The sequence below is a fragment of the Sphingopyxis sp. J-6 genome, assembly GCF_046603995.1.
Classification (GTDB): domain Bacteria; phylum Pseudomonadota; class Alphaproteobacteria; order Sphingomonadales; family Sphingomonadaceae; genus Sphingopyxis.
Genome location: NZ_CP145810.1, coordinates 1,542,771 through 1,556,166 on the forward strand (window position 1 = coordinate 1,542,771; position 13,396 = coordinate 1,556,166).

7 protein-coding genes are annotated in these 13,396 nt (G+C 68.8%); 6 read left to right on the plus strand and 1 reads right to left on the minus strand.

Annotation, left to right across the window (positions count from 1 at the left end):
- Window positions 1-10: 10 nt before the first annotated feature.
- From V6U71_RS07430 to V6U71_RS07455, 6 genes are read left to right on the plus strand one after another with little or no spacing between them, the layout of a single operon-like run.
- The gene (locus tag V6U71_RS07430; protein WP_411341648.1) at window positions 11-346 is read left to right on the plus strand and encodes a hypothetical protein; all 336 of its coding nucleotides are present in this window, start codon (window positions 11-13) and stop codon (window positions 344-346) included.
- Window positions 343-717 carry a GPW/gp25 family protein gene (locus V6U71_RS07435; protein ID WP_411341649.1) on the plus strand — a complete coding sequence of 125 codons (375 nt, stop codon included), beginning with the start codon at window positions 343-345 and terminating at the stop codon, window positions 715-717. Before V6U71_RS07430 ends, V6U71_RS07435 begins: the two co-directional genes overlap by 4 nt.
- Window positions 714-3,194, plus strand: a complete 2,481-nt coding sequence (locus tag V6U71_RS07440) for a baseplate J/gp47 family protein (protein WP_411341650.1) — start codon at window positions 714-716, stop codon at window positions 3,192-3,194. Before V6U71_RS07435 ends, V6U71_RS07440 begins: the two co-directional genes overlap by 4 nt.
- The gene (locus V6U71_RS07445) at window positions 3,191-5,785 is read left to right on the plus strand and encodes a baseplate J/gp47 family protein (RefSeq protein ID WP_411341651.1); all 2,595 of its coding nucleotides are present in this window, start codon (window positions 3,191-3,193) and stop codon (window positions 5,783-5,785) included. The genes V6U71_RS07440 and V6U71_RS07445 overlap by 4 nt, the downstream gene beginning before the upstream one ends.
- Window positions 5,782-8,187, plus strand: a complete 2,406-nt coding sequence (locus tag V6U71_RS07450) for a hypothetical protein (protein ID WP_411341652.1) — start codon at window positions 5,782-5,784, stop codon at window positions 8,185-8,187. Before V6U71_RS07445 ends, V6U71_RS07450 begins: the two co-directional genes overlap by 4 nt.
- Window positions 8,184-11,726 carry a DUF6519 domain-containing protein gene (locus V6U71_RS07455; protein WP_411341653.1) on the plus strand — a complete coding sequence of 1,181 codons (3,543 nt, stop codon included), beginning with the start codon at window positions 8,184-8,186 and terminating at the stop codon, window positions 11,724-11,726. The genes V6U71_RS07450 and V6U71_RS07455 overlap by 4 nt, the downstream gene beginning before the upstream one ends.
- 226 nt (window positions 11,727-11,952) lie before the next feature.
- On the opposite strand, the gene V6U71_RS07460 is transcribed toward V6U71_RS07455, so the two are convergent.
- Window positions 11,953-13,368, minus strand: a complete 1,416-nt coding sequence (locus tag V6U71_RS07460) for an aldehyde dehydrogenase family protein (RefSeq protein ID WP_411341654.1) — start codon at window positions 13,366-13,368, stop codon at window positions 11,953-11,955.
- Between the last annotated feature and the right edge of the window lie 28 nt (window positions 13,369-13,396).

Genomic DNA, 13,396 nt, shown 5'->3' on the forward strand with positions numbered 1-13,396 from the left:
AAGGGGAGACATGCCGGGACCGGTCCTGCACGCGGGCGCTTCCGCCACCTGCCCCCACGGGGGCACGCTGAACATCGTCGCGGCAAGCCCGCGCGTGCAGGTGTCGGGCATGCCCGCGGCCGTGCTGACCGATCAGGGGCTCATCGCCGGCTGCGCCTTCACCGTGCCCACGAACAAGCCGCAGCCATGCGTCACGACGCGCTGGATCGTCGGTGCGACGCGGGTGACGGCGAACGGTCAGCCGCTGCTGATCAATCCGTGCGTCGCGATCTGCCAGAGCGCCGAGCAGATTTCGGGCGGTCCGCCGATCATCACCGGGTCGCAGACGCGGGTGATCGCGACATGAGCCGGCTGGCCTTTCCCTTCGCGCCAGCGATCGACGGGCGGAGCGCCGCTGTCGTCTATGGCAGCGCGCCGCATGTCCGGCAGATGCTGGAACTGCTGATCCTGACGATGGCGGGCGAGCGCGTGATGCGGCCCGATCTCGGCAGCCCCGTTCGCCAGCTCCTGTTCGGCGCGGGCGAAGGCGTCGCGGCGATGGCACTCGAGGCGGCGTTGCAGGCGACGATCAACCAGTGGTTGGGCGACATGCTCGAGCTGCACGAACTGGCGGTTCATTTCGATGGCGCCGAGGCGGTGCTGGAAATCGAGGTGACCTATGAGGTGCGCTCGACGCGCACGGTCGACCGGCTCGACATCCGCAAGGAGCTGACATGAGCGCCGACCGCTATATCTGCTGCGACGACCGGCGGCGCACCCTGCTGTCGCAGCCGCCCGCGAACGCGAGCTTCACCGGCATCGATTATATCGAGATCCGGGCAGGCGAAACCACGCTGCTCCCGACCTTCATCGACGTGATGCTCGTCAACCCGCTGCCGGGCGCCGCCCCGGCGTTGACGACGGAAAATTTCCGCCTGACGGGCGGCGTGCGCTATCCGGCACCGGCCGATTTCGAACTGCTGCCGCAGGGCGCCGAACCGCGCCTCTACACGCTGGAAGTCGCGGCAGGGCAGCTCACCGATTTCTCTGCCTATCGGCTGGCGATCGTCCGCGGAGACGATGACGGTGCACCGCCGGCCTTTGTCGATGCGCGGCTGGCGGCGGTCGATTTCTCGTTCAAGATCGGATGCGCGAGCGATTATGACTGCGCCCCCGATTGCGAGGAAGAGGCCGAGGCGCTGTCCGCCGATCCGGTCTTCGACTATCGGGTCAGGGACTATCAGGGGTTTCGTCGGTTGATGCTCGACCGCATCGCGGCGCTGGTGCCGGGCTTCGGCGGCGACAATCCGGTCGATCTCACCACCACCCTGGTCGAGGCGCTGGCCTATCGCGCCGATCAACTGAGCTACAAGCTCGACTGGGTCGGGACCGAGGCGTTTCTGTCGACGGCGCGCAGCCGCACCTCGATCGCCCGCCATGCGCGGCTGGTCGATTACCCGGTCGGCGAGGGCGCGAGCGCGCGACTGTTCGCGCGTTTCCGTGTCGAGGATGCCGCCGCCGAGGGCATGTTGCTGCCCGCGGCGACGCCGCTGCTGCTGCGCGAAGAGGGTGCGGCGCCGGTCATCGCCGCGTCCGATTATGCGCGGCGGCTGACAAGGATCGGCACGGTGTTCGAGACCGTCGGGGCGCTTCGCTTGTGGGACTGGCGAGGCAATATTGCCTTTCATAGCTGGGCGGCCGACGAATGCCGCCTGCCGCGGGGTGCGCTGGCCGCGACGTTGGTCGATGCCAGCCCGGCCGGTGGAGCGCTGGCGGCGGGCGATTTCCTGCTGCTGGCCGAGACGCATTCGCCCGAAAACGGCAAGGCCGAGGATGCCGATCTGGCGCACCGCCATGTCGTCCGTCTGACGCGCGTCACCACGGTCACCGACGTGCTGCAGCCCGGACTCAGGCTGGTGACGGTCGAATGGGACGAGGCCGACGCCTTGCCCTTCGATCTTGTCATCCAGGCAAAGGTCGACGGCGACGCCGCGCCTTCGACATTATGCGCCGAAGCGGCGGGAAACATCATGCTGGCCGATCATGGCGCGTCGATGCCGCCCGCCGCGCATCTGGCATTGACCCCGGCCGAGAGCGATGCGGTGCGTCCGCGCCTGTCGCCGTCCGCGCCGGTCGATGAGGGGGCGTGGCGTCCGGTGCTCGACCGCGGCGATGTCGCGCGGGTCCGGCGCGTCGACCTGACCGGCGTCGATGCGAGCGCCTCCGCTGCGGCGCTGGCAATCGCCGATCCCGCCGACTGCCATGCGGCGCTGTGGCTCGACGATGATTTCGCGGGCTGGGCGGCGCGGCCCGATTTGTTGGAAAGCACCCGCTATTCGCGCGATTTTGTCGTCGAGGAAGCGATCGACGGGCGCGTGACGCTGCGCTTCGGCGACGACGTCAACGGGCTGGCACCCACGGTCGGGACGCGCTTCAGCGTCGGGGGCCGGTTCGGATCCGGCCGTCGGGCAAATGTCGGTGCGGGCGCGATCGGCCATGTCGTGCTGAAGGATTCGATCGCGAACCGCCGCATTTCGGTGAGCAATCCGCTGGGGGCGCAGGGCGGCGCCGATCCCGAAAGCGTTGCCGATATCCGCATCCACGCCCCCGTCGCTTTTCGCCGGCAGGAGCGCGCGGTCGTCGCCGAGGATTATGCCGCGCGGGCGCGGACGCATGGCGAGGTCGCCGACGCCGTCGCGGTGCCGATGTGGACCGGCGCGTGGCAGACGATCCTGCTCTATATCGACCGCAAGGGCGGGGCGGCAGTCGATGCCGCATTCACGCGCGATTTGCTGCGTCACATGGAAGATTTCCGGCTGATCGGTTTCGACATCGCAGTGCGCGCGGCCCGGCTGGTGCCGCTCGATATCGAATTGATGGTTTGCGCCGCGCCGCATGTGCTGCGCAGCAGCGTCGCGGCGGGCGTGCGCGCCGCGCTGCGGCCCGGCGGCGCCGACCGGCCGGGCTTCTTCCATCCCGACCATTTCGATTTCGGGGCGCCACTCTATCTCTCGCAGCTTGTTGCCGCTGCGATGGAGGTCGACGGGGTCGAGAGCGTGACGCCGCGCAAGTTCCAGCGCTTCGGCCGGCTTGCCGACGGCGAGCTGGCGGCGGGGGTGGTCCGCCCCGGTGCGCTCGAGGTGCTCCAATTGTCCGACGATGCGAGTTTTCCTGAACAGGGCCGGCTCGGGCTGGTGATGGGAGGCGGCCGATGAGCACTCCCTGCGGTTGCGGCACCTGCGCGAGTTGCGGCGGCGAGGGGAGTGTCCCGCGCGCGCCGGTCGGCGACGCCTTCCATTTCCGCCACGCCGCGATCCGCGACCGGATGCTGCGCAGCATTGCGGGCGCGCGGATCGACGCGGCGCGGCCGCTCGCCGGCTTGACAACGCGCGCGGCGGACGATCCGGCGATCGCGCTGATCGATGCGCAGGCGGCGAGCCTGCATATCCTTTCATGGTATGGCGCGCGGCTCGCCGCCGACGGTTCGATCCTCGCGGGCGCCGACCGCGACGCGCTGGTCCGGCTGGCGGGCTTGATCGGCTATGTCCCGCGGCCGGCGCTGTCGGCGACGACGACGCTGGCCTTTACCGTCGACACGACCCCGGGCGCGCCGGAAGAGGTACGGATCGCGAAAGGCAGCAAGATCGCCTCGGTGCCGGGGCAGGATGAACTGCCGCAGATATTCGAGACCGACGCCGAATTCACGGCGCGGGCCGCCTGGAATGCGCTGCGTCCGCACGGACCGACCGAGCCGGTGGCGACCGACACGCGGGTGCTGTGCGTCGAAGGCGTTGCGACCGCGGCGAAAGTCGGCGACCTGATCGCGGCGCCGCTAACCGAGGATGCCGGCGACCCCCGGCAATGGCGTGTCGGGCGTATCCGCAGCATCGAACGGATATCGGACCCCGCGGTCGATGGCGCGCCCTTTACGCGCTTTCGCCTCGCGCAGCGGCGGACAATCGAAGGCAGCGGCGACGCCGCGCAGGCGGGTGTCGGCCGCGTCATCCTGCTGGCGCAGCCGGCATCGCCCTTCGGTGCTACGGCACCCGACATTCGCGCCATGACGGACGAAATCAAATGCGCGTTCGGGGCGCGGCCGGACAGCGTCGCCGCCGACGAATGGGAGAAACGATGCCAGCCCGATCTGGTTACCGAATGGGCGAATTTTCTGGTCGGCACGGCGGGCGATTTCGCGGCGAAGAAGAGCGAGGAGTGCCGCAAGATCGATCTCGACGCCGTCTATCCGGCCGCGGTCATGGGGCGGGTGTGCCTGCTGACCCCGCCCGAATATGTGATGATCGACGGCGACACGCCGCGCGAGACGATGGCGTTGATCGAGCATGTCGAGGAACGCGCCCGCGCCGATTTCCTGCTGTCGGCGAAGATCAGTCAGATCACGCTCGACAAAGTCGAACTCGATCCCGGCAAGGACTCGGGTCTTGCCCATCTCGTTCGCTCGCTGGCGATCGCGATCGAGACCGAGTCGCTGAAACTCTATCGCCCGCCGGTCGATCGGGAACTGCCCGAGCCGGGCGACACGCTCGAACTGGCCGGGGTCGCGGACTTGCCGCCGGGGCGGCGGGTCGTGCTGACCGGCGAGAAATGGGACGGTGACGGCGAGCGGATCAGCGAGGTGGCGACGGTCGCCGGCGCGGCCGTCGCGAACAAGCGCACGACGCTGCGTTTCGAGCGTCCCGTAACCGGGCGCTTCCGCTCGACGACCCTGCGCGTGCTCGGCAACAGCATCGGCGCGTCGCACGGCGAGACACCCGTACACGGCGCCGAGATCATCGGGTCGGGCGACGCGGCGAAGCGGAACCAGCGCTTTGCGTTGAAGGCGAAGCCGCTAAGCCACGTTCCCGCAGCGACGCCGCGCGGCTATGCGCCGGCGATCGAGACGCGCATCGCGGGGCGGGCATATCGCGACGTGCCGACGCTGGCCGATCGCGGCGAGGACGAGCGTGTCTATACGCTGCGCCTCGACGGCGAAGGGGCGGCGACACTTCAGTTCGCGGGACGGCTGCCGACCGGGCTGCACAATGTCACCGCTCTCTATCGCACCGGGGCGGGCAAGGCGGGCAATCTGGGCGCCGGGCGGCTGACGATGGCGATGGTGCCGGTGCCGGGCATCGGCGCGATCGACAATCCGGTGCGTGCCGAAGGCGGCAGCGAACCCGAGGATATCGACGCCTTGCGCCGTGCGGCGCCGCAATCGGTGCGCACGCTCGACCGGGTCGTCAGCCTGTCCGATCATGAAGCTTTCGCCGCGAGCTATCGCGGTGTCGGCAAGGCACTGGCGACCGAACTCTATCTCGGAATGCGTTCCTTCGTGTGCCTGACCATCGCGACCAGCGACCTGCTGCCGCCGTCGGCGGGGTCGGACATCGTGACCGGACTCGATGCCGAACTGAAACGCGTCGCGGTGCCGGGCCGGCAAGTCCGGATAGAGGGATTCGACCTGCTGCACCCTTCGATCCGCCTCGCGCTGGCGGTCGATCCCGATCTTGTTCGCGCCGACGTCGAGGTGGCGGTGCGTTCCCGTCTCGCCGACCGTTTCGGGGCAGCGCGGCGCCCGTTCGCACGCGGGCTGCATCGCAGCGAGATATTGGCCGCGGCGCAGGCGGTCGAGGGCGTGATCGCGGCGCAGCTCCGCCTGTTTACGCTCGGCAGCGGCCAGCCCGCGGAAAGCGAGGGGCGGCTGCTCTGTCCGGCGCCGTCGGTCGATCAGGCAACGGGAGATGTCCGGCGCGCAGGTCTGCTCGCGGTGCGCGCCGAAGACGTCGCGTTCGAGGAGTTGGCGCCATGAACGCGATCGTCACCAGCGCGCGGGTCGAAGCCGAACGCGACCGGCTGTTCGACCTGCTGCCCGCCCATATCCGCGCCGCCGATGCCGCCGAAGGCTATCCGCTGCTCGCATTGCTGCAGATTCTCGCGGGCGGGTTCGCCGAGGTCGATGCGGAAATCGACACGCTCTACGACGGCATGTTCGCCGAGACCGCGCCCGAGGCGATGCTAGCCGATCTGGCCGCGCTGATCGCCGCCGAACCGCTGCAGCCGTTGCCGGAGGGTACGGGGCAAAGCATGCGCGCCTATATCGCCAACACGCTGCGCTATCGCCGCGGCAAGGGGACGGCGCGGGTTTTGGAGGCACTGGCGAGCGACGCCGGCGGTTTCGGCGCGGCGGCGGTCGAATATTATGCGCGGCTCGCGCGGCTGGCGCATATGGCCGATATCCGCCCCGAGCGGCCTGCTCTGGCGGCGCCGGTCGCGGGCGGAACGGCGGCAGCGACGGCGACCGCGTTCGACCGGCTGGCGCGGCTGGTCGATGTCCGATCGATCGCGCGCGCGGGCGGGCGCCACCATGTGCCGAACGTCGGCGTCCACCTGTTGCGGCCCGTCGCGCCGGAGTTCGCCGGGCCGACCGGACCGGGGCCGTTCAGCGAGGCCGACCTCGCCGGCGTGCCGCCGGCGCGGCCGTGGCGGATCGGCGGGCAGGTGCGCGCGGGATATTATCAGCTGGCCCCGGTCGAGGGTGAAGTGCTCCGCCTGTTCAACCCCGACCGCCGCTCGCAAGACGCCGAGGGACGCGTGGTCGAAAGCGACCTTGCCGACCGGCTGCGGCGGCTGCCGCTGCATCTGGAAACCGAGGAACTGCGCGAAAGCACGCTCGAAGGGCGTCCGGCGCGGCTCGATGAATCGCCATGGTTCGACGGCCTTGCGCAGCCCTTCACCATCTATATTGGCCGGACGGTGTCGGGCGCGATGCGCTATACGCGCGTGCCACCCGAACGGATATTGATCGCGAACCTCGATACCCCGCCTGCCGATCCGACCATCCGCACGGCGGCGACGCGCGCGCATCGCTGGTATACGAACGGCACCGCGGGGCCGGTGCAGCATGACGCGACGAGCCCGATAGACTGCGGCTTCGATCCGGTCACCGGACGGTTGATCGTCGCCGACGGCGTGGCAGTCGAGGCGGTGCGGATCGCCTATGCTGCCGGTATCGGCCGCGAAACCGGAGCGGGACCGCACGACCGCAACACCGCCGACGTCCCCTTCGAACTAATCGATAGCCCGCAGGGCAGCATCCTTGTCTGGCTGGTCGGCGCATCGAACGATCCGCCACCCGCGGGCGTGCAGATCGCGGCGACGCTGGCCGACGCGCTCGCGGCGTGGAACAGCCAGGACCGGAGCGGCAAGCGCGGCTTCATCGTGCTGAGAAGTTGCGGGCGCGAGGGTGGTGCGGGGCTGACCGCGAAGCTGGTCGCGGGCAGCGAACTCCATATCCTCGCGGCGCGCTGGATCAGTCCGCAGGTCCGCCCCGACGTCGCGGTCGATACGGCGCGGCTCGGCTATCTGGTACGGCAGGGGCGACAGTTCGCGATCGATGCGCCGTTGAAGGTCGAGGCACAAGCGGCGGGCGGCGGGCGGCTGGTCCTCGACGGGCTGATCCTGACGGCTGGCCTGACGCTGGAGGACAGCGCGGTCGCCGACCTTGTCGTGCGCCATTGCACGCTGCGCGCACCCGGCGGCATCGCGCTCGGCTCGACCGGGCCGCTCGCGGGCGGACGGGTCGAGATCGCCGACAGCATCGTCGGACCGGTGAGGCTCGACGGCGGCGAGGGCGGGCAGATGATCGTACGCGACAGCATCGTCGCGGCCGACGGAGCGGCGGGAGTCGTCGTCGATGCCGACGGGATCGACGCCGACTGGCGCAACATGACATTGCTCGGGCCGGCTGCGGTCAAATCGATCGAAGCGACCAATTGCCTGTTCATGGGACCGGTCACGGCGCAGCGGACGCAGGCGGGGTGCGTGCGGTACAGCTGGATCGTAGAGGACAGTGTGCTGCCACGCCGCTTCCGCTGCCAGCCCGATCTGGCGCTCGCCGCGGCCGCCGAGCGCAAGGGCGACACACTGAACGATGCCGAAAAGGCGACGGTACGGCTGGGCGTCCAGCCGACCTTGCTCGACACCGCCCTTTCGGAACCGACGCTGGCGATGCTCCACCCGATGACGGGCGACGCGATCGCGCGCGGCGGCGAGGGCGAAAGCGAAATGGGCGCCTTCTCGCGCGCCGCCGCTGCGCTGCGCATGGGCAATGTGCGCAGTCTTTTCGACGACTATCTCCCGTTCGGCAACGAAGCCGGACTGATCGACGACACGCGCTCCAGCGCGGTCAGCATGCGAAGGAACCGGCCATGACGATACGCAGCGACGCAACGAGACTGCGCATCCCGCAGCGCGACGCCCGCGAATTGCGCGCCGTCGTGGCGCGGCAGGGACAGGTATTGCTCGACACCGACGTCAACGGGCAGGCCGAAACCCTGCTCGCGCGGGTCGAGCATGAGACGCGCGACATCATGGGGTCGCCGGGGCGGTTGGTGGTCCCGGCGGGGACGAGCGCGTTCGGGATAACGCTCGCAGGGTCCCCGGCGGCGCCGTTGATCGGCGCGGGCGATGCCTATCTCGACGGCTGGCGTCTCGAAAATGCCACGTCATGCACGCTGGCCGCCCAGCCGCATCCCTTCACCGGGACGCTGCCCGCCTCGGCGGCGCTGGTGCTGAAGGCGCTCGTCCGCCACATCGACCCGGTCGAGGACAGCAATCTGGCCGATGCCGCGCTGGGCGATGCGCGGGCGTCGGGGCGGTCCATCAACGACTGGCGCGTGTTCCCGCTGACTCCCGCCGTGGTCAATGCCACCTGCTCTACGCTGATGTCCGACACCGCGTGGACCGACATGGTCGCGCCCTCCTCGGGCAAGCTGGCCTTCATCAAGAAAACCGGCGGCGGGTCGACCGATCCTTGCTCGCTGACCCCCGGCGGCGGTTATACGCGGCTGGAGAACCTCCTCTATCGCGTCGAGGTGCATGGTGGCACCGCAGTCCAGCAGACCGCCGATGGCCCGCGCTTCGGGATCGCCGGGCTGCGACTCAAACTGTCGCGGCGCAACGCCAGCCTGATGGCAGCGGTGAAGGCGGTGAACGGCGCACGGATCGAGGTGTCGCCGCCGTCGCTCGACCCGCGCAACTGGTTCGCGCCGGGCGCCTGGGCCGAAATCGTGTCGATCCACGACGACCTCGCCGTCGTGCCGACGCCGCTGCCCGAGCGCCTGTTCCAGATCGCGTCGGTCACCGACGACAGCGTGACGTTGGTCGAGCCGACGGCCGGTGACGTCGCGCTGACCGGGATCGTCGCCAATGCCGAAAAGAAATGGTTCCTGCGCCTGTGGGACGCGATTCCGGCCGGCGCGAATGGCGGGATGGTCGGGACCGCGACGGCGGCTTTCGATTCGGGCGGAACCGATTCGGCGGTCATCGAGCTTGGCGACGGGCTGACGATCCAGTTGACCGGCGGCGCCAACGCGAAATTCCGGCGCGGCGATTACTGGACCTGCGCGGTGCGGGCCGACGGGTCGATCGCATGGGACACCGGCGCCCTTGCGACCGTTGCGCAGACTCCGCACGGGCCGCTGACGCGCTACGCGCCGTTGGCGATGGTCGGGCCGGGGACGGTCGAGGATTGCCGCATCCCGCTCGCGACGCTGACCGACCGCGCGCTCCTGTATCGCGGCGGCGACGGGCAGAGCGTATCGCCCGATAATGCGACGGGGCTGGTGCCGCTGCCCGCGAAGCTGCGCGTCGCGGTGATGCGCGGCGAGACGCCGGTGCATGGCGCGCGCGTCAAATGGGAGTTTATGGGGCCAGCGGCGAACCGCGGGGCGCTCGACGACGGAACCGGGCCGCGCTCGATCGATTTCGAACAGCCGACCGTGAACGGCCTCGCCGAACTGAGCTGGTCGATCGATCCCGATGCGCCCGACGATATTCATCAGGTCCGTGCGAGCCTCGTGGGCGGCCCGAATCCCGGCACGCCACCGATCGTCTTTTCGGCGCGTTTCCATGCCGACGGCGATCACGGTGGTTGTTCGACTTTCGTGATCGAGGAGGGGAGCGACTGGGTCGAGACGCTGCGCTTCATCGATTACAGTCAGGATGTCGCGATCTGTTTCCAGCGCGGTACCTTTTCGACCTCGCTGTTCGTCGAACTGAACGGCAAGGGCAATGTCCGCATGTCGGGCGCCGGCGACGGGACGCGGATCGTCGCGCGCAGGGGCGAAGCGGCGCTGACCTTCGACGGTTTCGCCAGCGTGACCCTGCACAATCTGCGCGTCGAGACGCTCGACACGCCGCACGCCCCGACGCCGCCGAAGGGCGACCTCGAGGCGTATGAGGAAATCCGCGACCACAAGCGCCATCGCAAGGGCACGATCACGATCCGCAACAGCGCGGTCGTCGATATCAGCGACATGACGCTGCGCTGCGGCGGCGACGTGGCGACCGGCCGCACCTGCCTGACTGTCGCGGGCAATCCCGAAAACCCCGCCCGGCTGGTGCGCGTGCTGCGCAACCGGCTGCTCACCGGCTATCTGCAGGACGGCATATTGGTCACCGATTGCATCAGCACGGTGATTGCGCAGAACGAGATGGTCGCGGCCGGGCGCGGCAGCAAGCTCAACGACAATCGCCTGATCCACAGCAAGGCATGGGCGAAAGCCGTCGCGCATGCGCTGGTCCGCAACGTGCGGTCGGCCGATCGCGACCTCAGGATCGTCGACGATGATCGACGCATCCTCCTGTTCGGCGATTTTCAGGCCGAGTTCGTGTCGTCGCTGCCGCAGGCCGAATGGGATACGTTGCTGACCAACAATCCGCTGGCCGGCGGCACGACCCCGGCGGCGATCAGTGCGCATGTCGAAAGCCTCGCGCGGCGAGCGGGCGACCATGAATCGAGCGCGACGCCGATGCTGCGCCGCTTCACCGCGCTCAGCCGCAAGCGGTCGGTGTCGCTGTCCGACGCGGCCCGCGAGGATGCGCTGCTCGGCGCGCTACTGCCCGGCGGGGTGTCGGTCGGCGCCAAGGTCGCCGAGAAGCCGAAGCCGGGGCGCCGACCGCGCGGAGCGGCAGGGCCGCTGAAGGTCGAGGGCGACCGGCTGATCTATGGCAATGTCGCGATCAATCTCGACACGCCGGTAGCGCTCGCCGACTGGCAGGCACTGTTTGCCGACGACAGCGTCTACACGCTGAACAGCGATCCCGACGATGTTGCCGATTTCGAGACACGGCTGATGGCGGTCGCTTATGTCATGGCGACCGACAACCGGCTGCGCGCCCGCCATCGTAATATTGCGCGCTGGTATGAGGAGAATGCGATACCGCAGGCGGCGGCAGCACGGCAGGCGATCACTTGCGGCGGCGGCACGCTGGGCGAGGTGATCGTCGACGACAATCGGGCCGAGGGCTTCCTGCAGGGCGTCCATGTCGGGGTCAGTCACGAAGACGACGAGACACGGACCGCGCAGAATGTGCGGGTCAGCGGCAATGCCATTTATCTGCGACCGCCCTCGTCGGTCCACAAGACCTCGTCGGGGCTGTTTGCCGGCAATGTCGAGACGCTGCGCATCGAGCGCAACCTGCTCCGCCGCGCCGAGGATGCGGCCGACGCCACCTATCCGTTCGGCATCCGCGTGCGCGGATATCTGGGTCATTTCCTGATCGTCGCGCAGAACCGGATCGAGGCCGCGCGGATCGGAATCCGTATCCACAGCATCGAGGCGATCCCCGACAAGCTGTTCGACGACTATCTGTGGCTGGTCGCCGAAAACCTCGTCCGCGGGGTCGTGTCCTACAACGCCGTCCATGCCGATCCACCGACGCGTGAGCGCGACAATGTGCCGGGCTAAGCCGGCTCCAACGGTCGCGCAATCGGCTCGATTCGACGCTGCCGGCACGCGATTTTCTTAGGCGCGGCAGGGGTAATATGCTAAGAATGCGGCAGCGGCGCTATTCATGGCCATCCGGCGCGTGCGTTTAGTTCGGGTCCGGATCGGTGGCCGGCTTGGTTCGAGTCATTTAGCGACGTGGGGGTTAGGTTAAGAGCCGCCCCCCACAGTCCCCCTCCAGCCAGATCTAGCCGCCGAGCACCGCTTTCAATTCGACGAATTCGTCGAAGCCGAACTCGCCCCATTCGCGGCCGTTGCCGCTCATCTTGTAACCGCCGAACGGCGCGAGGATGTCGCCGGCCGATCCGTTGATCGAAATCCGTCCGGCACGGATGCGCGCGGCGATGCCGGGCAGGTCGTCGCCGTCGCCGCCCCACAGATAGGCCGCGAGGCCATAATCGGTGTCGTTGGCGATACGCACGGCATCGTCGGCATCGTTATAGCCGATGATCGACAGAACGGGACCGAAGATCTCCTCGCGCGCGATCGTCATGTCGGAGGTGACGTCGGCGAAAACGGTCGGACGGACATAATAGCCGGTCTCCAGACCATCGGGTTTGCCAGGGCCGCCCGCGACCAGCGTTGCGCCCTCGGCGATGCCCTTTTCGATCAACTGCTGGATGCGCTGCCACTGCAACTCCGAGACGACGGGGCCGATGACGGCGTCGCTCGCGGGGCTGCCGACCGTCACCTTCGCGGTCTCTTCGCGCACGAGCGCGACGGCCTCGTCCATGCGGGCGGTGGGGACCAGCATGCGGGTCGGTGCGTTGCACGACTGCCCTGAATTGTTCATCACATGGCGGACCCCCGCAGCGATGGCCTTTGGAAAGTCGGCACCGGGGAAGAGGATGATCGGCGATTTGCCGCCAAGTTCCTGCGCAACCCGCTTGACCGTGGGCGCCGCGGCCATGGCGACCGCCACCCCGCCGCGCGTCGATCCGGTGAAGGACACCATGTCGACATCGCGATGCGAGGCAATCGCCGCGCCGGTGTCGGCGGCGCCGTTGACGAGGTTGAAGACCCCGGGCGGAACCCCCGCGGCATCGAGAATCTCGGCAAAGACGACGGCGGAGAAGGGGGCGACCTCCGACGGCTTGAGGACGATCGTGCAACCCGTGGCGAGCGCCGGCGCGACCTTGCACGCGACCTGGTTCATCGGCCAGTTCCACGGCGTGATCAGCCCGCAGACCCCGATCGCTTCCTTGCGGATGCGGGTCGTACCGCGCTGTTCCTCAAAGACATAATCGGCGAGCACCGTGATCGCGGCCTCGAAATGCGACAGCCCGCTTTTCGTCTGTCCGCCCGCAGCCAGCGCGGCGGGGGCGCCCATTTCGAGGGTGATTGCCGCCGCGATATCGGCCTCGCGCCGCCGGTATTCCTCGACGATCCGGGTCAGCAGCGCCAGCCGTTCTGCGCGGGTCGTGACGCTCCAGGTCGCGAAGGCGCGCCTTGCCGCCGCGACGGCTCGGTCGACATCGGCGCCGCCGGCTTCGGCGACACGGCCCGCCACCTGTTCGGTCGCGGGATCGATGACGTCGATCGACCGCGGTTCAGCGGACGCCACCCAGGCGCCGTCGATATAGAATGTCCCATGGTCGCGCATCGCGGCCCTCCTGTTTCGATTTTGTGAG

Bases quoted from the DNA above. Each gene is read 5' to 3' on its own strand.
- V6U71_RS07430 (WP_411341648.1), top strand. From the start codon at position 11: ATGCCGGGACCGGTCCTGCACGCGGGCGCTTCCGCCACCTGCCCCCAC.
- V6U71_RS07435 (WP_411341649.1), top strand. From the start codon at position 343: ATGAGCCGGCTGGCCTTTCCCTTCGCGCCAGCGATCGACGGGCGGAGC.
- V6U71_RS07440 (WP_411341650.1), top strand. From the start codon at position 714: ATGAGCGCCGACCGCTATATCTGCTGCGACGACCGGCGGCGCACCCTG.
- V6U71_RS07445 (WP_411341651.1), top strand. From the start codon at position 3,191: ATGAGCACTCCCTGCGGTTGCGGCACCTGCGCGAGTTGCGGCGGCGAG.
- V6U71_RS07450 (WP_411341652.1), top strand. From the start codon at position 5,782: ATGAACGCGATCGTCACCAGCGCGCGGGTCGAAGCCGAACGCGACCGG.
- V6U71_RS07455 (WP_411341653.1), top strand. From the start codon at position 8,184: ATGACGATACGCAGCGACGCAACGAGACTGCGCATCCCGCAGCGCGAC.
- V6U71_RS07460 (WP_411341654.1), bottom strand. From the start codon at position 13,368: ATGCGCGACCATGGGACATTCTATATCGACGGCGCCTGGGTGGCGTCC.